Annotated in this window: 17 protein-coding genes; 3 read left to right on the top strand and 14 right to left on the bottom strand. The window is 52.7% G+C overall.

Going from position 1 to position 24,580, the window contains the following annotated elements; all coding sequences use genetic code 11:
- Positions 1-5 precede the first annotated feature (5 nt).
- The 6 genes from phnW to MT343_RS06920 form a co-directional block, all read right to left on the bottom strand.
- On the bottom strand, positions 6-1,121 hold the full coding sequence (gene phnW, locus MT343_RS06945) for a 2-aminoethylphosphonate--pyruvate transaminase (protein WP_145469412.1): 1,116 nt from the start codon (positions 1,119-1,121) through the stop codon (positions 6-8).
- A 931-nt stretch (positions 1,122-2,052) separates the two neighbouring features.
- Positions 2,053-2,781, bottom strand: a complete 729-nt coding sequence (locus MT343_RS06940) for a UTRA domain-containing protein (RefSeq protein WP_145469411.1) — start codon at positions 2,779-2,781, stop codon at positions 2,053-2,055.
- A gap of 2 nt (positions 2,782-2,783) precedes the next feature.
- Complete coding sequence (locus tag MT343_RS06935) at positions 2,784-4,133, bottom strand: DUF5690 family protein (protein WP_222428571.1); 1,350 nt, start codon at positions 4,131-4,133, stop codon at positions 2,784-2,786.
- A 98-nt stretch (positions 4,134-4,231) separates the two neighbouring features.
- Positions 4,232-5,467, bottom strand: coding sequence for an NAD(P)/FAD-dependent oxidoreductase (locus MT343_RS06930; protein ID WP_145469410.1), 1,236 nt, complete (start codon positions 5,465-5,467; stop codon positions 4,232-4,234).
- A 157-nt stretch (positions 5,468-5,624) separates the two neighbouring features.
- Positions 5,625-8,420 (bottom strand): TonB-dependent receptor, encoded by a 2,796-nt coding sequence (locus MT343_RS06925; protein WP_145469409.1) that lies wholly within the window; start codon positions 8,418-8,420, stop codon positions 5,625-5,627.
- A 223-nt stretch (positions 8,421-8,643) separates the two neighbouring features.
- The gene (locus tag MT343_RS06920) at positions 8,644-9,183 is read right to left on the bottom strand and encodes a DUF2147 domain-containing protein (protein WP_145469408.1); all 540 of its coding nucleotides are present in this window, start codon (positions 9,181-9,183) and stop codon (positions 8,644-8,646) included.
- 469 nt (positions 9,184-9,652) lie between these two features.
- Between MT343_RS06920 and MT343_RS06915 the strand changes: the two genes are divergently transcribed.
- Positions 9,653-9,922, top strand: coding sequence for a DUF4212 domain-containing protein (locus tag MT343_RS06915; protein WP_145469407.1), 270 nt, complete (start codon positions 9,653-9,655; stop codon positions 9,920-9,922).
- A gap of 14 nt (positions 9,923-9,936) precedes the next feature.
- Positions 9,937-11,712 (top strand): sodium:solute symporter family protein, encoded by a 1,776-nt coding sequence (locus tag MT343_RS06910; protein ID WP_145469406.1) that lies wholly within the window; start codon positions 9,937-9,939, stop codon positions 11,710-11,712.
- Between the two features lie 111 nt (positions 11,713-11,823).
- Here the strand turns inward: MT343_RS06910 and MT343_RS06905 are convergent, their stop codons facing one another.
- From MT343_RS06905 to MT343_RS06870, 8 genes are all read right to left on the bottom strand, one after another.
- Positions 11,824-12,213, bottom strand: a complete 390-nt coding sequence (locus MT343_RS06905; RefSeq protein WP_243989471.1) for a group I truncated hemoglobin — start codon at positions 12,211-12,213, stop codon at positions 11,824-11,826.
- Between the two features lie 46 nt (positions 12,214-12,259).
- The gene (locus tag MT343_RS06900) at positions 12,260-13,117 is read right to left on the bottom strand and encodes a DUF3034 family protein (protein ID WP_145469404.1); all 858 of its coding nucleotides are present in this window, start codon (positions 13,115-13,117) and stop codon (positions 12,260-12,262) included.
- Complete coding sequence (locus MT343_RS06895; protein WP_145469403.1) at positions 13,114-15,513, bottom strand: bifunctional diguanylate cyclase/phosphodiesterase; 2,400 nt, start codon at positions 15,511-15,513, stop codon at positions 13,114-13,116. The genes MT343_RS06900 and MT343_RS06895 overlap by 4 nt, the downstream gene beginning before the upstream one ends.
- Positions 15,514-15,522: 9 nt before the next feature.
- Positions 15,523-16,242 carry a methylamine utilization protein gene (locus MT343_RS06890; protein ID WP_222428570.1) on the bottom strand — a complete coding sequence of 240 codons (720 nt, stop codon included), beginning with the start codon at positions 16,240-16,242 and terminating at the stop codon, positions 15,523-15,525.
- An 86-nt stretch (positions 16,243-16,328) separates the two neighbouring features.
- A complete protein-coding gene (locus MT343_RS06885) occupies positions 16,329-16,946 on the bottom strand; it encodes a 3'-5' exonuclease (RefSeq protein WP_145469402.1) in 618 nt (205 codons plus the stop codon).
- Complete coding sequence (locus MT343_RS06880) at positions 16,946-18,745, bottom strand: DUF294 nucleotidyltransferase-like domain-containing protein (RefSeq protein ID WP_186435940.1); 1,800 nt, start codon at positions 18,743-18,745, stop codon at positions 16,946-16,948. The genes MT343_RS06885 and MT343_RS06880 overlap by 1 nt, the downstream gene beginning before the upstream one ends.
- Before the next feature lie 163 nt (positions 18,746-18,908).
- A complete protein-coding gene (locus MT343_RS06875) occupies positions 18,909-20,570 on the bottom strand; it encodes a cation acetate symporter (RefSeq protein WP_145469400.1) in 1,662 nt (553 codons plus the stop codon).
- Between the two features lie 9 nt (positions 20,571-20,579).
- Positions 20,580-20,894, bottom strand: a complete 315-nt coding sequence (locus MT343_RS06870; protein WP_145469399.1) for a DUF485 domain-containing protein — start codon at positions 20,892-20,894, stop codon at positions 20,580-20,582.
- 202 nt (positions 20,895-21,096) lie between these two features.
- Here MT343_RS06870 and MT343_RS06865 point away from each other — a divergent pair, with 202 nt between their 5' ends.
- On the top strand, positions 21,097-24,477 hold the full coding sequence (locus MT343_RS06865; RefSeq protein ID WP_145469398.1) for a PAS domain-containing hybrid sensor histidine kinase/response regulator: 3,381 nt from the start codon (positions 21,097-21,099) through the stop codon (positions 24,475-24,477).
- Positions 24,478-24,580 lie beyond the last annotated feature (103 nt).

Raw genomic sequence — 24,580 nt, 5'->3', positions numbered from 1 at the left:
GGCTGTCAGAGCCAGAAGCGGTGTTTTTCCAGCGCCTGCAGCAAACGCTGCATATCCTGCGGAAAAACATCACCGATATGGCCAATGCGGAAACACGGCGTTGCCGTTACCTTGCCCGGATAAATCACAAAGCCTTCCTGCTTTAAGCGCTGATACAGCTGGTTAAAATCGAACGCCGGATTATCGGGATATTTAAAGGTCGAAATAAACGGCGATTGCTTATCGCGGCTGACCACACACTCGAAACCCAGTGCCTGCATACCATCGACCAGGGTGCGGTGGTTTTCGGCATAACGCTGTGCCCGGGCGCTGATGCCACCCTCTTCTGCCAGTTCCGCCAGCGCCTGCTGAAAAGCGCGCACCACATGGGTTGGCGAGGTAAAACGCCATTTACCATGGCCCTGCTCCATGCACTGCCACTGGTCAAATAAATCCAGACTTAACGTGCGCGCACGGCCGGCACATTTGGCCAGCGCATCGCGTTTTGCAATCACAAAGCCCATACCGGGCACGCCCTGAATGCATTTATTGGCCGAGCTGATCAGAAAATCGATACCCAATGCTGCCAGCGGAATTTCGATACCACCAAACGAGCTCATAGCATCGACAATCAGGGTTTTGCCGGCGGCTTTAATCACTTCAGCATAGGCCGCCAGCGGATTCAGAATGCCGGAGGTGGTTTCACAATGAACCAGCGCCACATGGGTAATGGCCGGGTCATCATGCAAAGCCTGATTCAGTTCTTCCAGACTCACCCATTCATGTTCGGCGGCGGTTAACAGCACATAATTAATACGGTGTACCCGCGCCATATCGGCAATGCGCTGACCGTAAGCACCATTAGCTAAAATCAGTAATTTATCGTCGGCCGAAAAGGCACTGCTGATGACACTCTCTACCGCAAAACTGCCACTGCCCTGCAGCAGCACCGCACTGTATTCCTCTGCAGCGCACTCTTTTTCACCACAGAGCGCCAGCTCTACCAACTGTTCACGAATAGGCTGCACCACCCCCAGGTTGTAATCGTCATCCCAGGTACACCAGTCACGCAGCATGGTCTGCTTTACACTGGCCGTGGTACTCAGGGGGCCGGGAGTGAGTAATAAATAAGGGTTATTCATAAGTCCGTCACGTTTGCGCCGAGTTGGTTTTTGTATTCTCTTTATTCTGGTCTAGACCAGAATGCGCAAACTATAAAAGTTAACGGAGTGAGCGGCAACGGCAGTTTAATGAAGTTTTTGTGACAGTAATGCAGAGTGTTGGGCTGCTATAAACAGACAGGCTTTGCACAAGCGGAATGAGGTTTAATCTGAAGAGGTTTGTACTGCGGCCGCTGCGCGGGATGGCTTTTTGGGCTCCCGCCCGGCCCTATGACCTCTTTGAGGGGTCTTACCCCTCACGCCGGTCGGGCGCTTACTCCTGACCGCCATGGAAGGCGGAAACGCCGATTGTGCAGGAGCACACAATTGGCCCGCTTCGCGCTGTGCAGGACTTAATCCGTTCTGAATAATCCTGCGGTCGCGGTAACGCGAATAATGGGCCATCCATGGCCCTATTCGCTCGCCCGGCATCCATGCCGGGACGTACCGGCGCAGAATGATTCAAACCGGCGTCCTGCAGGCGCATAAAACCATAACGCGAAACCGCTTTTCAATTCCTGCTTTGTTTGTTTTGAAAAACTGCGTTGCGTCTGAATAAACGCGGCATTTGTGCGGTGCCAGTCAACCAGGCAGACAATCCGGTGGAAAGCACAGTACAGCCCGGAGCCAATTCATTTCAATTATCAAACGGTAAAAGGCTCCGGGCGAATTGCTGTGCGGGCCGGATTGGCCACGCAGTTGGCTGAACAGCACCGGACAGCCGCAAGAGAGGATCGGAAGGAGATACTTCTCCTTGCATGGGGGCGCAGGGGGCGGAGCACCCGCAAAGGCTTCGATATGATTACAAAAGCCAACCCGCGCAGCGGCCACAGAGACAGTATCGCGGCTAAAAGCCGCTCCCACCAAGCCGCTCCTACCAAGCCCCTCCCAAAAAACAGCTGAAAAAAGAAAATCAGTGACTGGGAATCCGCAGCTCTATCGCGCTGTGAACCCAGTGCTCAATATCAAACTCCACCGCCTTACGCTCCCCTTCATAACGGATACGGCGAATTTCCAGACAGGGCGCGCCGTTAATATGCGACAGCGCGTCAGCCACCTGATCGTACACCGCTGACACGCAGATACGGTTATCTTCGTGCGTAATCTCAACGTTGTAATCGCGCTGCATCAGGGTGGTAAGCGAGCCTTCCAGGTCTTTTTTCATCAGTTCCGGAAAACGGCTTTCCGGCAGGTAGATAAATTCGTACAGCACCGGACGACCATCAAGGGAGCGCAGACGCACAAGCTCAATCAGTTTTTCGTCAGCGGCAACGGCCAGTGCTGTGCGTGCGGCCTGTGGACCTTTAATGCGCTTTTGTGAAATTAATTCGGTGGCCGGAGTGCGTTGTTGTTGCTCCGCCAGCAGGTAGAAATTCACCCGCGAAGACGGGTCATATTCCAGCCGTGGCGGTGAGACAAACCAGCCGCGGCGGTTGGAGCGGTAAATCAGCCCTTCCGATTCCAGCTTCGACAGCGCATCACGCACGGTAATTCGCGTGCTTTTAAACTGTTCCACCAGTTCGCGTTCGGATGGCAGGCGTTCGTTCTGTTTCAGCCGTGACTGTTTGATCAGTCCGGCCAGGTAGTCGCGTATTTCGATATTGGCTGGCAGCATTTTTTTCAATCCGGCATCGGTATGCATGGCTATTTTAGCCTCGCCGCAGCAACAGAAGCCAGCGGCTGTTTCTGAGGTTGCTGCTCATTGCGGAAAAAGCGCCAGCGAAAATACAGCCACGACAGCGTGACCAGCGCCCCACCAATAATAGCGGTGCTGTAAACAGCACTGACAAAGAAATTCAGCCAGCTGATGTCCGCTGCATAAAAATGCTTAACCAACAGCAATCCTACACTGCCGGTATAGCCGGCGCTGTCGGCCAGATAAATCAGAAAACCGGCATTGGCCACACCACCGGCCAGAGCGACAAAACGGTCAAACAGAAAGCAGTTAAACGGAATATAGGCCAGATACAAACCCGTACCTAAGGCGACCATCCAGATTTTGCTGTCGAGCCAGTGTTGCTGATGCAACCAGGTGCTGTAACCGAGAATAAAGCAGCCCAGCACAATGGCGAGATGGTTAGCGGTAAAGGCACGGAAGTTATCGCGGATAAACATTAATAACGCCAGCGCGACCAGAACCATACCGGCGATGCGCACCCCGGCGTAGGTAAAAATCGCGGGTTCATTGCCATAACCCAGCGCCTGCCAGATTTCGGCAGAAAAGTTATCGCGGAAATCACGTAAGCCGGTGAACAGTAAAAATGCCAGAATCAGCAGACTCAGACCAAACCAGTACTGGCCAAATAACTGCCAGCGGTCGGCGGCGGTCATCGGCTGGCGTTTCATGCGTTCAGCCTCATCTGTCGCATCCGGTTCCGGAATCATCGACAGTGCATAGACCGAAATCAGCAGCAGCGGCATAAAAATCAGGCCGGTTAAAAACGGCATCCAGAATTCCGGCACATCGGCGTAAACAATTAACGCTTTGCCCACGCTGCGTACCATGCCTGAGGCAACAATAAAGGTGGCGCTTAACCCTGCCCCGAGTAATTCCGAGGTTTTACGCCCTTCCAGATAACTGAATACCAGCCCCCAGATCATGCCCAGCGGCAGACCATTAAAAAACATCGCCAGAGGTTTTAATGGCGCCGGTAATACCGCAAATAAAAACAATGCCAGTTGTGCACTGGCGACCAGTAACACAATGGCCAGTGCGCGGCGGTCGTGCATCATGCCCGACACCACACGGATACCGATAAACTTCGACAACAGATAACCCAGCACCTGAGCAAAAATCAGAATCACCTTGTAATCCATGCCAAACAGGGTCTGGCCATCGTACATCGCCACCGAGAAAGGCTTGCGGAAGGCGTACATAGAAAAGTACGTCATAAAGGCGGCGCTGATGGCAAACACCACAAACCAGAGTGCAGACGCCTGCTGCAGACGCTGCTGAACCCGCTGGTGAAAACGCTGAAACGGCATAATTAACATGGCAATACTCCCGCTGCGGCACCTGTGCCTGCAGCGCAATCAGTTCTTATAAACAGGAAATACCCGAGGGATATGTCGGCTGTATGAAAATGCTGCATTCAGCCGGTACTCTTGCCGCTGCGCGCACGGGCACAGTGCTGGCGGAATTCCGCACTCATCGGATCGGCTGGCGGCTGCAGGGTGGCAAAACGGGCCGGTGAGAATTCTTCGGCGGCAACAAAGGTGGGCTTGCCAAGAATCTGTTCGCTCAGCAAACGGCCAATACCGCCACTGAAGGCAATACCGGCACCGGAGCAGCCTGTGGCAACAAAGGCATTGCTGTGCTGCTCCAGACGCCCGAGCAAAGGCTTGCCATCCGGCGTATAAGACGACACACCGCTTAAGTAATGCGCCAGTTGCGCCTGCTCCAGCAGCGGACAGAGCGCCAACAGGTTATGCCAGTGCTCTTCCAGTGCCAGCCAGCCGTTGGCATCTTCGGCAAAATGAAAACTGTGAATATCGTGCGGTAATGCACGCGGGTCGGCGACACAGCACTGGCTGTCGCGCACACCGAATAACAGTGCCGATTGTTCGCTGCGGAAATAGGCTTTGGCCGAAGGAATAATTGCCATCGGCTGCCTGGCATCAACCTGCGGCTGGTTGTTGGTTATCCAGTAATGGCTGCGTACCGGTGCCATCGCCAGTGCGATATCGTAGTCATAAGCCAGCGCTGCACTCCAGGGGCCGGCCGCCAGCACCACACTGTCGGCACGGATAAATTCACCGCTGGCTAAATGTACCCCGGTAAATACACCACCCTGTGATTCCAGCCGGCTGACCGCACAATGAGCAATAATCTGTGCTCCTGCGGCACGGGCCGAACGGGCATAAAGCTGTGCCAGGGTATAAGGGTCGGCGTGGCCGTCATCGGGGTAATACAGCGCACTGCTGTCTGCCGTGATTGCCAGCCAGGGCAGCAGGCGCTGAATATCGCTGCTGTCCAGCCATTGTGTGCCAACATCCAGCTGCTGCGCCTGCTGGCTATAACGCAGCAATTGCTCGCGCTCATGCGCCTGTGAGGCAATGTGCAAACAACCGCTGCGTTGCGCAAAGGGCAGATTAAAGCGCTGCTCCAGCATGCGCAGAGTGCTGTGAGTTTCGTGCACCATTAATGCGGCACTGTCGCTGCTGCGCGCGCGGGTTAATAAGGCCGCCGCCTGACTGGTGGTGCCTGCACCTAATTCGCCGCGCTCAAATAGCCAGACCTGTGCCTCACCACTGTTCTGCAGATAATGGGCAATGGCGAGGCCTAAAATGCCGCCGCCAATAATAACCACCTGCTGTTTTTCCGCCATCTTGATACTTCTTTTGGTCTAGTCCAGATGAAAGTATTTAAAAGAGTACGGATGACAAAACGATGACAGGCAGGTTCAGAGAAAGAAAACGTTGTATCAAGGCAGAACACAAATAAAAACACCGGCCGGAGCCGGTGTTCTTTGTTACTGCAATAAATCAGAAGAAGCTGTATTTAACACCCAGATTGGCGCGGTAACCGTAGTATTCCACCTGCAACGGACGGCGTTCGCTGCCGAGGTAATACTTCATCGGTTCGTTGGTGATGTTATTAATATCGGCGTACACCATCAGATCGCTGGTTGCCTGATAAGATGCGCTCAGATCAACGCTGGTGTAATCACCGTAGTAGCTGTCTTCATCGCTGCTGTCACCGTGTTCCTGAATATAAGCGCCTTTATGGTTAACAGCGATGCGCACGGCAAAGGTGCTGTCATCGTAGAATAACGCGGCGTTATACAGAGAGTCGGCCTGACGCGGAATATCGGCTTTGCGGCCATTGGTTAATTCCATCACAGAACGCATACGGGTGTAGTTAGCCTGTACGCCGACATTTTCCAGCGCATCGGCAATAAAATCGAGGCGACGACTGAAGGCAAACTCAGCACCGGCCAGCCAGGCATTATCACCGTTCACCGAATCCACACGGTCAACGGTTTCACCTTTAAAGGTCACTTCAGAACGCTTGCTGAAAATCGGATCGCTGATCTGCTTATAGAACAGGCCGCCGGAAATTACGCCGACATTGTCGTAATAACGCTCGAATAAAACGTCCAGATTATTGGAATACGTCGGGTTCAGTCCCGGATTGCCTACCACCAGTTCACCATCGGCTTCAGAATAGGCCTGACCCGGAGCCAGCGAACCAAAGTCCGGACGGGCAAAGGTACGGCTGAAGGCAGCGCGCAGGTTGCTGTCGTCGGTCAGGGCGTAGGTCATATGTACCGACGGCAGTACCGAGGTGTAAGACTTGGTCTTTTTAACCGGCACAATCACCAGCGTGCCGGCATTGTCTTCGGCGCTGTAACCGGACACTTCGGTCTCGGTACGTTCGACGCGCACACCGCCCACCAGGCTGACATCATCGTTCAGCTGATAAGTCGCCATACCGTAACCGGCCATCTGGGTTTCGTTCACATCGAAGTTACGACCCAGCGCCCCACCGTTGGCTACGGTGTAGGATTCGCCATCAATCAGTTCGAACTGATCGCGGTTTTTGTTCCAGAAATTTTCCAGATCCGACATATCCGCCACCTGGCTGAAATCATCGGCGTAACCGGCGTTAATTTCTTCCAGATAATCGTTACGGCCTGGCTGATCGCTTAAATCAAAGTCGCTCAAAAGCGGTGTTGTCGCACTGTCTTTCCACTGATAAAACTCATCGGAGAAACGCGCAACCCGCTCTTTTTCACGGTATTTGGTACCGAATTTCAGTTGCAGATCGAGGCTCATATCCTGAGTAAAATCGAGCTGCGCCACGACCTTATCTTTTTCCCGCACATCGACCTTATAAAGTTCAATGGAAGACAACGCCATCTGTGTCGGGTCCATGCTGAAACCATCCGGCAAATGGGTGGATGGTTTATTCGATGGGCTGTTACCCCCGTCGATGGTGTTGTACGACAGGTTTTTACCGCTGCGGTTATCCAGACCTGCAAAGCCTACGTTTTTCTGATCAAAACGGGCGACGAAATAACTCTTGTCTTTGCTGTTCGGCACATCGCCGTAATAGAAGTGGTTATCGTAGGTTGAGGCTTTCCATTCCAGCAGACCGCCCTCTCCGACCCAGTGTTCACCACCCAGCTGATGACCGCTGAGTTCGGTGGTCAGAATATTGTGAATATGCTGCAGCTCGATCCGGTCTTTATCAAAACGGTAGCGGTGTTTGTAGTGGGTTTCATCGTCGATCAGGGTGCCGTACAGGGTACGGGCATAAAGGGTATCGCCATTATCGAATTTATATTCCACGGCACCGTTAAAACCACGGGTATCGCGCTCACCGGTATAATCGCGCAATTCAAGGCGTTTAATCCCTTCGCCACTGCGGCGTGGTTCAAAGTTATCGGTCGCCCAGTTACGCACATACTGGCTGGCATTAACGATATAACCCCACTTACCATCGTCACTGCGGTCACCGGCAAGAATATTCAGGTTATAACCACTCTCTTCCGCTTTATCGTTGTAGTTGCTGCCAACGGTGACATCCAGTGTGGTCTCCTGTGGCGCACGGCGGGTAATAAAATTCACATTACCGCCAATGGCATCGCCTTCCATATCCGGCGTGACGGCTTTGCTGACTTCCACGCTTTCGATCATTTCGGTCGGGAAAAAATCGAACGCGGTCGCACGCGAGGTGGTTTCTTCTTCGGCGGTCGGAATACGGTCGCCGTTCAGCGATGCGGAACTCCACTGCGCCGGTAAACCACGCACGGCAACAAAGCGGCCTTCGCCCTGATCGCGCTCAATCGAAATGCCGGGAATACGCTGTACCGCTTCGGCGGCGTTGCGGTCCGGTAATTTACCGATGCCGTCAGCCGAAATGGCATTAAGAATACGGTTGGCGTTTTTCTGTGTGTTCAGCGCTTTCATTTCGCCCTGAAAAATATGACCAACCGCGACCACTTCTTCGATACCTGCGCCGGTAAATACCACTTTCAGTGCGCCCAGATCTTTACGCTCATCGGCGCTCAGGGTCACGGTGGTTTGCAGCGGCTCATAACCTACATAGGTAATTTTCAGGTTGTAGGTGCCGGGCTGCAGGCCTTTGAGAATAAACTGGCCGCGTTCATCACTCTGAACACGGGCACCGGTTTCCACAACGGTAACCGTTGCACCGGGTAATATCGAACTCTGATCAATCACCGAACCCATCAGGCTGGCATCGGCCAGTGCCAGCTGGCTGCCCAGCAACAGTGTCGCCAGCAGTGGCAGTTTTGCAGTTTTAAACGTCTTCATCCTAATCCCCATAGTTTCCAGTAAGCCGCAATCACGCCCCTTGTGCCGGCGGCATCCGAATCTGGTCTAATCCAGTTAGCCAGTGCAGATTAGGAAGAAAATATGACGGGGTTATGACTGTGGCGTTCAACAACGGGCAGAAATCACATTGCCGATATGAGCAGATTACAGACACAAAAAAGCCCGCGATTAAGCGGGCTTCAGCAGAATAAAAAACTAATCGTTATTCTGCGGCGGCGGTTTCAGCTGTAGCTTCAGCCGGTGCGGCTTCTGCAGTTTCTGCACTGCTGTCTGCGCTTACAGCTTCTGCAGCTGCTTCTGCAATTGGGGCTTCGTAGCGCAACCATTTCTGGCTGCGGCCAATCCAGGATACGCCGATATAACCGCGAACGCTCAGGCTCTGGCCATCTTCGGCAACTTCCAGCTGGGATTTATAAATGCTGCCGGATTTAGGGTCGAGGATACGGCCGCTTTCCCACTCGCCTTCACCTTCTTTTTCCAGACCCCACATAAAGGTCAGGCCTTCAACCGGCTGATCTTTAAAATCGTCCGGACATTTTTCACAGGATTTGCCCTGATCTTTTTCACGCAGCAGTTTTACGATAGTGCCCTGCAGCTTGCCTTCTTCGTTAATGTTGATGTCAACGACGCTGGCCTGGCTGCCGTCTTCGTCGTCGATGGTTACCCACTGGCCCACAGCAGGATCGGCCATGGCAACAGATGACAACAGGCTAAAAGCAAGAGCGGATATGGATTTTTTCACAGACAAACTCTCCAGAGCTGGTGCAATTCCGGCCGGAGGGCAATGCCCGTATTACAACGAGCCGCGACACAACCGGACCCCGGCCGCTTGCGTTATCAGTTATTGGTTAGGCCAGGTAGGCCGATCATAAGGTATCTTCCGGGAAAAATCCGCCATTTGGCTGTACCGATGGCTCTGTCAAACCCGGCAAATCGGGCCAATTGTTAATAATCAGCCGTCGCCGGAGCGCTTTTATACCGGACTAAAGGCGTACGTATTAGCACCAAAGCACGCCATTTTTGCCACCTGCGACCATGGTCACCCCGTGCTTTCCGGGCCCCTGAAAAGCTTAGTTAACCCTTTGTTTTTAATAGAAAAAGCAATCATTGAACAGGAGTGTTCAAAATTGGTACTACCAAGGTCTAGCTGTCGTGTTCTGACGCTATGCTGCTAGGTTGATTCTGCATTCAAATAAAAACTAGGAGGGGTTATGGCTTTCAAGTCAGAAGACGATAAGAACGCGTACTGGCGCAAAAACCTGAAATTAATGTTCATTTTACTGGTTATCTGGGCAGTGGTGTCGTATGGCTTCGGCATTCTGTTCCGTCCGGTACTCGACATGATTCCGGTAGGTGGCGTTGGTCTGGGGTTCTGGTTTGCACAGCAGGGGTCCATTTATGTGTTCCTCGCCATTGTTGCAATTTACGCCAAAAAAATGCGCGAGCTCGATCGTGAGTTCGGCGTTGATGACGATGAATAAGTGAGGAGTTGAGCATGGATTTACAGACCTTAACTTACATCGTAGTGGGCCTGAGCTTCGCCCTCTATTTCGGTATCGCTATCTGGGCCCGTGCCGGAACCACCGGTGAATATTACGCGGCTGGCCGCGGTGTTCACCCGGTTGCCAACGGTATGGCTACCGCAGCTGACTGGATGTCTGCCGCTTCCTTTATTTCTATGGCAGGTCTGATCGCCTTCCAGGGTTATGATGCTTCTATCTTCCTGATGGGCTGGACCGGTGGTTATGTTCTGCTGGCACTCTGCCTTGCTCCTTACCTGCGTAAATTCGGCAAGTTTACTGTGCCTGACTTTATCGGCGACCGTTACTACTCCCGTACTGCCCGTATCGTGGCGGTTATCTGTCTGATCGTAGCGTCACTGACTTACGTAATCGGCCAGATGAAAGGGATTGGTGTGGCGTTCTCACGTTTCCTCGACGTGGATTATGCAACCGGTCTGTATGCAGGTATGGGTATCGTATTCTTCTACGCCGTACTGGGCGGAATGAAAGGCGTAACCTACACCCAGATCGCGCAATACTGTGTACTGATTTTTGCTTACACCGTACCGGCGATCTTTATCTCTCTGAACCTGACCAATAACCCGATTCCACAACTGGGTTTCCTCAGTGACACCGCTGACGGTACTCCGCTGCTGGTAAAACTGGATCAGACACTGGTTGACCTTGGTTTTGCTGAATATACCGCGCAGAAAGGCGGTACCTTCAACATGCTGATGTACACCCTGTCGCTGATGATGGGTACAGCCGGTCTGCCACACGTGATTATCCGCTTCTTCACCGTACCTAAGGTGTCTGATGCGCGTTCATCCGCTGGCTGGGCTCTGCTGTTCATCGCCATTCTGTACACCACTGCTCCGGCTGTGGGTTCTATGGCCCGTCTGAACCTGACCAATACCATTCAGCCTGGCCCGGTTGGCAGCGCCGAAGGTAACCTGGCTTATGCTGAACGTCCGGATTGGTTCAAGAAGTGGGAAACCACAGGTCTGCTGGCATTCGAAGATAAGAATGGCGACGGCCGTATCCAGTACTACAACGACAAGAACCCTGAGTTTGCCGCAAAAGCTGAATCCTTCGGCTGGAAAGGTAACGAAATGGTGAAAGTCGACCGTGACATCATGGTACTGGCTAACCCGGAAATCGCTAACCTGCCAAACTGGGTAATCGCTCTGGTAGCGGCCGGTGGTCTGGCGGCGGCACTGTCCACTGCAGCAGGTCTGCTGCTGGCGATGTCGACAGCCATTTCCCACGACCTGCTGAAGCGTACCTTTATGCCGGATATCGGTGAGAAACAGGAACTCATGGCTGCACGTATCGCCATGGCCGGTGCCATTCTGGTAGCGGGTTACCTGGGTCTGAACCCACCGGGCTTTGCCGCACAGGTGGTGGCACTGGCCTTCGGTCTGGCAGCCTCCTCTATCTTCCCTGTACTGATGATGGGTATCTTCAGCAGTAAAGTGAATAACAGTGGTGCGGTTGCCGGTATGCTGGTTGGTCTGGTGTCTACCCTGGTATACATCTTTACCTACAAAGGCTGGTTCTTCGTGGCCGGTACTGAAATGCTGGCGAACACTCCGGACAACTGGTTTCTGGGTGTTTCTCCGGAAGCCTTCGGTGCTCTGGGTGCTCTGCTGAACTTCGCAACAGCCTTCATTGTGTCGAACATGACTGCACCTGTACCGGATGATATCCGTCACATGGTTGAAGACATCCGCTTCCCTAAAGGAGCTGGTGAAGCGCAGGATCACTAAGATCAGACGTTTGATACAACCATAAAAAAACCGGCTTCGGCCGGTTTTTTTTTATGCTGCTTGCCGGTGATAAATTATCGGGATAGCAGCGCAGGAATGTTGGCAATAAACTCAGCGGTGCAGCATGTCGTTACGCAAAGGCGCCAGTTTTTTTAATAACCGGTTCTGATCGGTATAAGGAATGCCACTGTCTGTCAGTGCTTTCTGCAGTAATTCCACCACCCGGTTAAAATCGGCTTCACCGATATTCATTCCGGTGTGTACGCTGGACATATCATCGCCACTGTAACGGCATGGACCATCACTTACCGCGCACAGCTGTTCACTGAATTTATTGCGGAAGCGTTCAATATCTGAGTCTTTAAAAAATGGATAAATCTGCCGGTCAAAACTGATTTCTTCAATAAAATGATCGACCACAACCGCAATGCCTTCAGCACCACCCAATCGTTCGTACAGGGTGTCTTCTGCCATCAGAGGATTCAGTAAAGACGTTGCCATCAGTAGCGTGCTTCTGCAAACCAAAGAACGGATCATCACGGCTCTCCTATTGAAAATACCCGGTTAACGATACATACAGACCGTCCTGATCATCGCTGCCGGCAATGCTGCCAAGCTGCGCCCAGGCCAGGGTAAGGTTCAGCTGTTTATGCGGAAACCAGGCAATAAAAAGATCACGGTAATCATCTTCGCGAAATGCAGTTAAATTATCGGGCTTGGTGCGGTATTCCGCTCCCACGGCCAATCCATCACGCAGCAGCACCAATGCCGAAATCTCTGGCAGCAGCTGATAACTGCGTTTGTCGTCTCCGCCAAACCCGAGCAAACCCATCTGATTGGCTTTACTGGCACGCAAGGTTGCGTTCCATAAAACGTTGTACCCCGCCAGTGCTGCCAGATGGATTTTACTGGCCGACAGATAAATATCCGTTCCCTGGGTATCGTTATCCGCGCCAACGGCGGCGGCCGTATCGCCATCCAGCAGACGTTTATGCTGTAACCCCAGCGCCAGCTGTGGCATTGCCGTAAACACAGCATCACCGGCGAGCCGGAGTTTGCCACCATAAACTTCCTGACGGATATCCGTTGCGGTATTTTTTAAGCGGAAATTCTGCTGTGCTGCGCTGAGTTCCAGACGGTTGTTGTAGCTCCAGCTGGCGCCCAGCACCTCCAGACGAAAATCCTGCACATCGGTGCGGGTCGTAAACGCGCTGAGACTGTGTTCGCCCTGCTCACTGTAACCACTGATCAGCGCCCAGGGCACAAGACCGCCACCAGCCGCCCCTTCCAGCTGAGTAACACCGGAGGTTGCCAGCAGACGTCCCTGTGCCAATAGCGGCACACTAAAAAGAGAACCCAGCCCCAGCAAGGTCAGGTATTTCAGCGGTGAAAAACAGCCTTTCATGATTGTATCTCCTGTTGCCGCTCAGCCGTGTCAGAATGCTGCCGGAAATCGGCCAGCCAGCCCGCAATACTTTCGAACGCCATCGGCCGGCAGAGAAAATACCCCTGAATATAATTACAACCGGCAGCCTGAAGCCAGGTTTCTGATGCCTGATTTTCCACCCCTTCGGCGGTCACTCTCAGGCCTAATTCACACGCCATATTCAGCGTTGAACGGACAATGATCTGGTCATCATGCGTTTCTGCCAGATTCAGGATAAAACATTTATCGATTTTAATTTCGTCCACCGGCATGCGTGCAAGTTTGGATAACGCCGAATAACCAATACCATAATCGTCCATCGAAATACTGAAACCATGCTCGCGCAGCAACTGCAGTTGTTGCAGTGATTTTTCTTCATCCAGCATCATGTCGCGCTCGGTTATTTCCAGGCAGATATCCGCCGGCCGTAGTTGCAGATCCTGCAGTTTGTGTTCAATCAGGGTGGTCAGGCCATCCCGGCAAATATCCTGAGCAGAAATATTAATAGATACCTGCAGATCAATATTATTACGCCGCCAGACAGCCACATGCTCCAGCACCTGCGCAATAACCCAATCGGTCAGCTGGCAGATCAGGCCGGTCTGTTCGGCCAGTTCGATAAAAACATCCGGGGGAATAAAACCATCCTGTGGATGGAACCAGCGGATCAGAGCTTCGGCTTTATCGACGTTTCCCGTCAGCAGATTTTTCTGCGGCTGATAGTACATCTGTAACTGGCCATCATTGTCGTTCAGCGCCTGCTTTAACGATTTCAGAATATGCAGTTTCTGCAGGTGTTGCTGATCCATGCCGTCTTCATATAAAAACAGCGAAAGCTTATGGCTGCGGGCATGTTCCAGCGCGATGTTTGTACGCCGGATTAACTGCGCGGCGGTGCTGGCCTGTGCCGGAAACAACACCAACCCGACCCTGACATCAATATTCACACTGATGCCATTCACATTCACTGGTGTCGCCATACTGTGCAGTATTTTCCAGCCGTGCGCCTCAGCCCACAGGTTGGTTGCCGTATCCGGACATGGAATTAAAAGAACAAATTCATCGCCCGCCACCCGTGCCAGCGCTCCTTGCTGGCTGAGCGCAGCCAGCCGCTGCGCGACGCGGGTCAGGCAACCATCACCGACATCCGGACCTAACGAATCGTTGATGTTTTTAAATCCGCGGATATTCACATCGGCCAGCATAAATGACTCACCAGTCTCTACCCGCTGTTCGAGTTCACTCAGCATGCTGACGCGATTCAGAAGACCGGTAAGGCTGTCATGCAACGCCTGGTAACGGATTTTCTGCTCGCGGCCAGCCAGGTCATTGTTCATGGTGCGGAAAGCAGACACCAGTGTCTGAATTTCATTATTGGCTCTGCGTGGCGGATCGATGCTGTGATATTCCCCGCGGGCTATCGCCCGGGCATCACGTACCAGCCGCTTCAGCGGTACGGTTAAACGGCGTGCCATCAGAGTACTGCCTGCCACCGCCAATAAAACAATAATCAGTGCCAGTTGCAGAATACGGTTACGTAAACGGACATATCCCTCAGAAGAGGAGCGCAGATCAGCAGACAGCACCACGCTTACCGGTACCGTATCGTGACGCGATATGGTCAGCCACTGACTGGCAAAACGCTGTGCAGCGTCATTCCCCCAGTAACCCAAAGCCTGTGCATAGCCAGGGGAACTCATCGCCTGCAAAATCTGCTCATCCCCGGACAGCGATGATGAATACACCAGATTACTGACCCCACGCGGAGAGCGCATACCCAGGCTTTGCTGTTCAACAAAGGTAACCTCAATACCGCTGCTGCGGGCCAGTTGCTGCGCCAGAGACTCGTCCATACGGAAGCCAACCCCGGCAATAGCAATCACCCGCGGCGCCTGCACCGGAATCAGCAGCAACTGATAAATATGATTTCCCAGCACAAAAAAATCGGCACTGACCTCACCTTTAAGCGACTGTGCCAGTGCCGGGGCGTAGCTGAACTGTTCACCTTCACGCACATCGCTGTCAGTACTGGCCGTCACCTGACCGCTGACATCCACCAGAAACATCAGATCAGAACGGATACGGGAACCATGATTCTCCAGCATGCTCGCCACCGTGGCTTTATCCTGGCTGGCCAGCGCCTGCTTAAAACCAAAGTCAGAGACCAGTATTTCGGCCGACGTCAGCAGCTGCTGCTGACGCATGGCAACGGTGTTTTTAAACACCTCCACCGCCGCGCTCAGGTCATTATTTACTTTGCTGCGGATGGTTTCACCAGCACTGTAAAGTACCAGTGTCAGAATCGACAACGAGGTCAGGGCGGTCAGACCGGCGGTCAGCAGCAGAATCTGGCTGCGGAAGGTATTCAGCCTCATGCTGTGGCCTCAGCGGCGTAGTTTATTACCAAAGCCCTGCCCCTCCTGCTGCTCTGGCGCAGCAACGGCCAGTGACAGTGTTATTTGTATATGCCCGTCAGTCCGGGGCATGGTGTTCAGTTGCTGCAGAGTCAGAGTCTGCCGCTCATTCTCGTTCAGCGACAATCTGGGATGCCAGACGCTCAGCGTTGATGCTGCCGGCAGATCAGGTATACGGATTCGTCCATCCCCGTTACTGATGAAGGTATCGTCGCCGTCACTAACATAGATATAACCAACCATCTGGTCATGAATGTTGCAGCCCAGCACAACCAGACCGGGCTGATCAAACAGTACCGGCTCTTTTGGTGTGTTGGCATATAAACGGATTTCAAAGATTTTCGGAGACGAAAAGGAATAAACATGATGGCGGATATTGTCGCTGTTGGGAAAGCTGACACGCTGCCCCTGCTGAACAATGAGAACCGAAGGCCGGAACTGTTTGTTCACCTGATCCATCACCGCTACCGGGATATTTCCTGCCGGGGCCTTTCTGACAGGCGTTCCACGCACACTGACGACAACATCTGCCAAGGGTTTGCCCTGCTGATCGTGAAATTCCAGCACCAGCCCAGACTCAGGCTCAGCCCGGACAGAATGAACCTGAATAAAGGATAACAACAGAAACGTTGTCAGAACCCGCTCAGCCCATGACGGGCCGCCATGTCCCTGCCGGAATAATCGCCACACTTACCACCTCAGTCATCTGCAACCATCGCTTAAAAATAGTTGCAAACCGGCCTTAGCGCAAAGTATGAGATCCGGCGGGCAGCATATCAGCTGCGCTGATTGAAATGCGTCAGCTTGATATACATAAGTGCGGTCGAGATCACATCTCCCATGGCGGTATGGCGTTCAATAATGGGAACCTTCAGATCTTTGGCCAGCCCTTCAAAGGTCAGATCCAGCTGCAGCTCGGGGATATATTTACGCTTCTGGCGTACATAGAGTTCAGATACCTCGATAAAGCGGTTCGGCAACTGAAAATTATGCAATTGTTTGATATAGCGGTTAAGGATGGCGCGGTCATATTCGATATAAAAACCACAGATTGGCCGGTTTCCGACAAAATCCAGAACCTTCTCAATCGCTTCCGAAACAGCAACGCCCTGACGCCGGTCTTCGCGCCGCAGATAATGCACCCGCACCGCATTGGGGTCGGTTACGGCATTGGAATTAATGGTCAGATCCAGTGCTTCTGACAGGCGGATTTCCCCACCTTTTACCCGTACCGCGGCGACACTCAGCAGCTCGCCTTTTTTCTTATCGAAACAGCTGGTTTCGCAGTCCAGCACCACCACTTCATCGCCATCGTAAGGCTCGGCCAGATGACGCCAGCGCCCTTCCGGTGGCATATAACCCGGCAGCTTTTTCAGCAACCAGAACGGCGCCATCAGAAATTCTCCAGATGATAATGATTGACCAGTAATTGCTTGAATTTTTTAACCCGATGCAGCGCATGACGCAGCAAGCTGCGATCAACACTGCGCAGACTGTTAAGCTGCAGTTGCTGTGTCAGTCCCGGATTATCCGACCCGCTTTCCAGCTGCTGGCGCAGACGGATGCGTAAAAAGAACAGTAAAGCATCTTTAAGGCCCTGGGTTGTTTCATCATCCAGAACGTTCAGCGCCTGTAATTTATCCAGTCGTTGCAGGGTATTGCAGTCGCTGATCGCATATTCAAATGCCAGTGCACGGACACCGTGAACCAATGGAAAAATGCCGCCTTTTTTAATATCAATGGTGCCGTGGTCTTCGCGGATTTTACCCAGAAAAGTCAGCGGCGTTTCAAACTGCAGAGCTGGTTTGGCAAACCAGGCCGATGTCATACTGGAGCGCAGTGCCTCGGTCTGCCAGCTGGCTTTTACCGGTACAAATAACTCCCGGTTTCCGCATACCGGTTCAGCGTCCATAAAAATCGCCATATTCATCATAGGTTCCGGACGGCCAGAGCGCATCCAGCGCTGTACTTTGCCGACCCAGCCGTCAACGGTATTAATCCAGCTGTCGTTAATAAACATGACGCCCCCCGGACAGGGCGGATAGCCAAAGTCGAGCAACGCCTGATGCAGGTTTTGCAATAACGGCTGCACCGCTTCACGGTCATGCTCATTCTGCAGGATAATGGCGTTGTCCTGATCGGTTTTCAGTATCTGCTCTCCCCGGCCCTCACTGCCCAGAACCAGAATGCACACACTCTTTTGTAGCCGTTTGGGGAAAATAAGCTCGAATGCCCGCTCCATCAGGCGGCGGTTCAGTGTGGTAATCAGCTCCATAATCGCCACGACTTTTACCCCCTGGGTACTGAGGCTGTCGATCAGAACCTCAAGGCGCCGGGCAGCCACCACCAGTTCCTTCATGGTTTTGGCCTGCTCAATACGCATGGCAATAACATGAGAGTGTGTCGAGAACACACTGAGCATATCCATCAGTTCGAGCATACCGACGATATCGCCATCACGGGTGACAATAACCCGCTCAATATGATGCTGGGTCATCTTCAGCAGCGCACTGAACAGAAAATCTCCGTATTTCACTTCGACCAGATCAAACTGAGCAATATCAGCCACTTTACTTTGCTTGGTTTTATCGCCGAGCAAAGTGGCGCGCAGTAAATCGGTGCCGGTTACTATGCCGACCTGACGAGCGGTCCGAACCAGTACTGCGTCATATTTCTGCTCTTCCATAATGGCCGCAACCCGCGCCAGACTGGTTTGCCCGGTAACATAAACCGGCGGGCGTACACTGTCTTCATCGATGCGGGCAAGAATAAATTCAGAGACATCATTACTGCGCTGATCGACCAGTTCTTCCTGGGTGCCGAGATCGGTTTTGAAATAGATAGAAAAATCACTGGATTCATCCAGAAGCTGAATAAAATCTTTGGCGCGCAGTAAATAGCAGAGGGTTTCTTCTATCGCGGTGTAGCGATGTTTACAGGAAGATTCCAGTACGGCACGTACGTCGAAGATATCCTCTTTGCCATACTGGGAAAAAACCTGCTGGCCGCTTTTATCGGTTTCTTCGACCACACCTTTGTAGACGATGTAGACCCCGGGAGACACATCTCCCTCATCCAGAATAACCGCACCGGCAGCAAAGAAAACCAGATCCAGGCGCTTGGTTAACCACTCCAGTTGCTGCTCAGACAAAAAACTGAACGGCGGCTGGTTAAGGTTTATCTGAATCGTCATAACCTGTCTCCTTTCTGCGGCGACAGCACCGCTTTCCATTCAGTATAAAATAAAAAAGACACCGTCACAGGACGGTGCCAAGGGGAGCCCCAGCTCGAGGCAATCGTACAGGCCGGCAAAACCGGCCAATATTCTCAGACCTGTTTACACCTATAAAACAGGTTCAGTGATCCGCTGCCTGTGCCGCACCCAACCCGGTATGAGAGCGCACAAACTGCTGATCAAATTTCTCCCGCTCCTGTGCTCCGGCGGCTGATTTATCTGTGATTGAGAAGTACCAGATCCCGGCGAAGGCAACAATGACCGAGAACAAGGCCGGGTATTTATATGGGAATACCGCACTTTCATTACCCAGAATCTGCACCCAGACAATCGGCCCAAGAATAACCAGAGAAACCGCCGTTAACAGGCCCAGCCAGCCACCGATCATGGCTCCGCGGGTGGTCAGGCGCTGCCAGTACATCGACAGGAACAGCACCGGGAAATTCGCACTGGCAGCAATAGCAAAGGCCAGACCGACCATAAAGGCGATATTTTGTTGTTCGAATAAAATACCCAGCCCTATCGCAATCACACCCAGCACCAGCGTGGTAATTTTCGACACCCGCACTTCTTCTTCATCCGTTGCATCCGGACGGAAGACATTGGCATACAGATCATGAGACACCGCCGAGGCTCCGGCCAAAGCCAGTCCCGAAACCACCGCCAGAATCGTGGCAAAGGCAACCGCAGAAATAAAGCCGAGGAACCAGTCGCCACCCACTGCTTTTGACAGATGGATTGCAGCCATATTGTTGCCGCCGATTAAAGCGCCGGCTTCATTAAGAAATTCACTGTTGGTCGACACCAGAACGATAGCGCCAAAGCCGATAATAAAGGTCAGAATATAGAAATAGCCGATAAATCCGGTGGCATAAAAAACGGACTTGCGCGCTTCGCGGGCGTCAGCCACGGTAAAGAAGCGCATCAGAATATGCGGCAGACCAGCGGTACCAAACATAAGCGCAATACCGAGACTGATTGCAGACACCGGATCGGATACCAGACCACCCGGCCCCATAATGGCAATGCCTTTTTCGTGAACTTCGGTTGCCTGCTGGAATAAATTTCCCATATCAAAACCGACATAAACCAGTACCATCAGGGCCATAAAGCTGGCACCGGATAACAGTAATACCGCTTTAATAATCTGTACCCAGGTTGTAGCCAGCATACCGCCCATGGTGACGTACAGCACCATCAGAATACCCACCAGCACGACGGCATAGTCGTACGGCAAGCCAAAAAGCAGTTGAATCAGTTTTCCCGAGCCAACCATCTGGGCAATCAGATAAAGAGAAACAACACAAAGCGATCCAACAGCCGACAGCGTACGGATCTGGGTCTGCCCAAGACGATACGAAGCCACATCGGCAAAAGTAAACTTGCCCAGATTACGCAGCCGTTCGGCAATCATAAACAGAATCAGTGGCCAGCCGACCAGAAAGCCGATGGAATAAATCAGGCCGTCAAAACCGGATAAATACACCAGGCCGGAAATCCCCAGAAAAGATGCCGCCGACATATAATCCCCGGCAATGGCCAGACCATTCTGAAAACCGGTAATACCACCACCAGCCGCATAATAATCGGCGGCGGAACGGGTGCGACGACTGGACCAGACGGTAATACCCAGCGTAAAGGCCACAAAAATAAGAAACATAATAATGGCCGACCAGTTAGTGGCCTGCTGCTCTACGGCCCCGCTGATAGCATCGCCGGCAAAAGCCAGACTGCTCAGGGACAATAGTGGAAATAATGCAAAGGGTTTCAAACGTTTAAACATACGGATTCCTTAACCCTTCAGACATTCTTCAATGATGCGTTGATTTTCTTCATCAAATTCGGTGTTCGCACGTTTAACGTAAATACCGGTCAGCAGAAACGATGAAATAATAATAAAGACACCCATAGGGATTCCCCAGGTGGTAACGCTGCCCTGAGCAACCGGCTCGGCCAGAACGCCGGGAGCAAAAGCAACCAGCAGAATAAAAGAAAAGTACATCACCAGCACAATGGCGGAGAGTTTCAGGGCAAAGGATTTGCGCTTTGACACCAGAATCTGAAAATCCGGGTGATCTTTAATTTTTTGGTAGACATCGGACTGCATGCCTGACTCCTGACAATGAATAACTCATTGGCATTCTACTCAACGGGGCCCGCCCCCCCAGCCCGACCATAGTCTCAGGAAGTACGCCGCCGGATCTTTCACCCTGTACGACCTTGGTCTAAGATCAGGACAGTGACGCAGAGTGAAAACAGGGGCTCGTGTTAAGCTCCCCAGAGGCAAAAAAAATACAACAAGGAAAGCTATGATTCCGGCCTGGCAGCTCATTTCAATTTCTGTGTTATACATTGGCACGCTGTTCGGTATTGCCTGGTACGGCGACCGCCGGGCTCACAGCGGCAGACCGGTGCACAACACCGGTATGATTTACAGTCTGTCGCTGGCGGTTTATTGCACCTCCTGGACCTTTTATGGTGCTGTAGGCATGGCCGCCACCAGCGGCTGGATGTTCCTCAGTATTTATATCGGCCCGATTCTGTTTCTGCTTTTTTTCTGGCGCATGCTGGGGAAAATCATCCGCATTGCCAAAGAAAAACGCCTGACCTCCATTGCCGACTTTATTGCCACCCGTTACGGCCGTGACCACACCCTCGCCATTCTGGTAACCATCGTCGCAGTGCTTGGTGTTGTGCCTTACATCGCACTGCAACTCAAAGCCATTGCCACCACTTTTGAGCTGGTCACACAGCCATTGGGTGCCGACAGCGGCGGCCCGATTTTTTTCTGGCAGGACACCGCCTTTCATATCAGCTGGGCGATGGCGCTGTTTGTCATTGTGTTTGGTACCCGCGACATTGACGCCAGCGAACAGCATCCGGGGATGATTCTGGCGGTTGCCTTTGAATCGATGGTGAAACTGCTGGCGATTCTCGCGGTGGGAATCTGGGTGATGACCTCCCTGTTCGACTCGCCGCTGGATTTATTCACCCTGTCCAAAACAGTGATGCCCGACCATGCGCTGTTTAACAGCGATGTGATCTCCCTTGCCTTTATTCTGCAAAGCCTGCTGGCCGGGTTTGCCATTCTCTGCCTGCCACGTCAGTTTCAGGTTGGTGTCATCGAGAATGAATCGGTGCGCCACATTCATACCGCACGCTGGATGTTTCCGCTGTATCTGGTGCTGATGCTGTTGTTTGTCGTACCCATCGCCTTAACCGGCCATCTATTTATGCGCGATCTGGGATTTGCTCCGGACACCTATGTGCTCAGCCTGCCGGTGTCCCTCGGTCAGGACGTTCTGGCCATTATTGCGTTTATCGGTGGCGGCAGCGCGGCGACCGGTATGATCATTGTGGCAACCATTGCCATCAGCACCATGGTGTCAAACGAGCTGGTACTGCCTGCGTTCTTCCGCAATACCCAACAACAGAGTGATATTCAGCAATCATCCAGTGTGCGCACTCTGGTGCTGACCGTGCGCCGCATGGTGATTGTGGTCATGATTCTGGGTTCGTATCTGTTTTACCGCATGGTCGGGGAATTTGAATCGCTGGCAGCTATTGGCCTGTTATCTTTTGCCGCCGTCGCGCAATTTGCCCCACCACTGATCGGTGGTCTGATCTGGCAGGGAGGTAATCGTCAGGGCGCTATTGCCGGGCTACTGAGTGGCACCTTTATCTGGATTTACACCCTGCTCTGGCCGGTGCTGGCGCAGGGCATTGAACAGAGCAATACAACGCCTTATCAGATGCTGGGACTGAATCTGGATGATTTCAGTTTCGGTGTGATACTAAGCCTGTCGGTTAACGTATCGCTGTATATTTTCTTCTCGGTGGTCACCAACGCTTCTGTGCGGGAACGTATGCTGGCCTCCGACTTCACCAGCACCAAGGCTCTGAATCCGGGTAATCAGGTGGCTCCGTCGTTCACCTGCAAAGTGGATGATGTTCGCGTGGTGCTGGAGCGGATTCTGGGCTACAAAAAAACCGAATCTTTTTTTGCCGACTATCAGGCTCATCACGGTATTCAGTACGACCATGCCATGGCATCCAGCGATTTGCTGCACGATGCCGAGAAGTTACTGGCCTCGGTGGTCGGCTCATCTTCTGCACGGGTTATCTTCTCGACCTTATTAGGTGGCGAACAGATTCAGATCCGCGATCTGGCCTTCCTCGCCAGCGAAGCCAGTCAGGCCTTTGCCATGAGCCGCGAGCAATTGCAGGCTGCGGTAGAAAATCTGCATCAGGGCGTCAGCGTGGTTGACCGTAATCTCAATCTGGTGGCCTGGAACCGGCGCTATCTGGAGCTGTTTAATTACCCTCCGGGCTTTATTCAGGTGGGCAAGCCCGTTGCCGACATTATTGCGTTTAATGCCGAGCGCGGTTTCTGCGGCCCCGGCAGCATAGAGCAGCAGGTTGCACGCAGAATGCGTTTTTTAAGTGCCGGCTCCGCCCATCAGTTTGAACGCCTGCTGCCGCATGGTGTAGTGATATCCATGCAGGGCCATCCGATGCCGGATGGAGGTTTTGTTACCAGCTTCACTGACATTACGGTTCACCGAAAAGCCGAACAGGCTTTAAAAGAAGCCAATGTAAGCCTTGAACGCCGCGTCGAAAAAAGTACACAGCAGCTGGATGATCTGACCTCGCAGCTGATCGAAGCCAATACCAGTAAAACCCGGTTTCTGGCCGCTGCCGGACACGATCTGATGCAGCCATTAAATGCCGCCAAATTATTTGCCTCAACCCTGGCCCAGCACAATTTATCGGAGGAGCAACGCCATCTGCTGACCCATCTGGAAGGCTCACTGCAATCGGCTGAAGATGTGTTATCGGTGCTGGTTGAAATATCCAAACTGGATGCCGGAGCTATTGAACCCAGCCTGCGGCCTATTCAGTTAAGTGCCGTGTTAAAACCCCTGCGTGATGAATTTACCGCGCTGGCGGCGGAGAAAGGTCTGGTGCTGCGCTTCCGCCCCTGTGATTATTGGGTATTAAGCGACGCGCACTGGCTGCGCCGTATCGTGCAGAATCTGCTCAGCAATGCCGTGCGCTATACCCATAAAGGCGGCATTCTGCTTGGCTGCCGTAAGCGTGGTGAGCAATTGGTTATCGAAGTCTGGGATACCGGTCCGGGTATTCCGCGCTCTAAACTGGGGGAGATTTTTGGCGAATTCAAACGTCTTAATCAGGGCAAGCAGGACAGCAAAGGACTGGGATTGGGGCTCGCCATTGTTGATCGTATGGCTAAGCGTATGGGACACAGCGTGGAAGTCGATTCCTGGGTGGGTAATGGCACCCTCTTCCGTATCACCCTGCCACTGACCGAAGCCGATGTGGTGAAGCAGGATAACCGCGATCAGCAGGCACGTGTGTCCGGCAGTTTTGAGGGCTTACAGACTTTCTGTATTGATAATGACGCTGAAGTTCTGGCCGGTATGAATGCCCTGCTCAGCAGCTGGCAATGTGAAGTTTTCAGTTGCAGCGACGAGCACGAAGCTGAACAGGTGCCATTCAAGCCGCAAATCATGCTCGCTGATTACCAGCTCGACAACGACGTCACCGGCCTGCAGGTAATGTCGATGCTGCGCCGTCATTTTAATGAGGATATTCCCGGCGTATTAATCTCAGCCGATCCACGACCGTCATTGCAGAAGAAGCCAAATCTCTCGGCTTCTATTTCCTGAAAAAACCGGTACGCCCTGCGGCATTACGCGCTCTGATCCGCCGTCTTATCCGCTGAATAATGCGGCAGCCGACCAGAGCATAAACGGCGGCAAGAGCATAAAA

This window comes from Venatorbacter sp. C2-1, assembly GCF_022832715.1.
GTDB classification, from domain to species: Bacteria; Pseudomonadota; Gammaproteobacteria; order Pseudomonadales; family Oceanobacteraceae; genus Venatoribacter; species Venatoribacter alkanivorans.
This window is presented reverse-complemented; position numbering and strand designations above follow the sequence as displayed.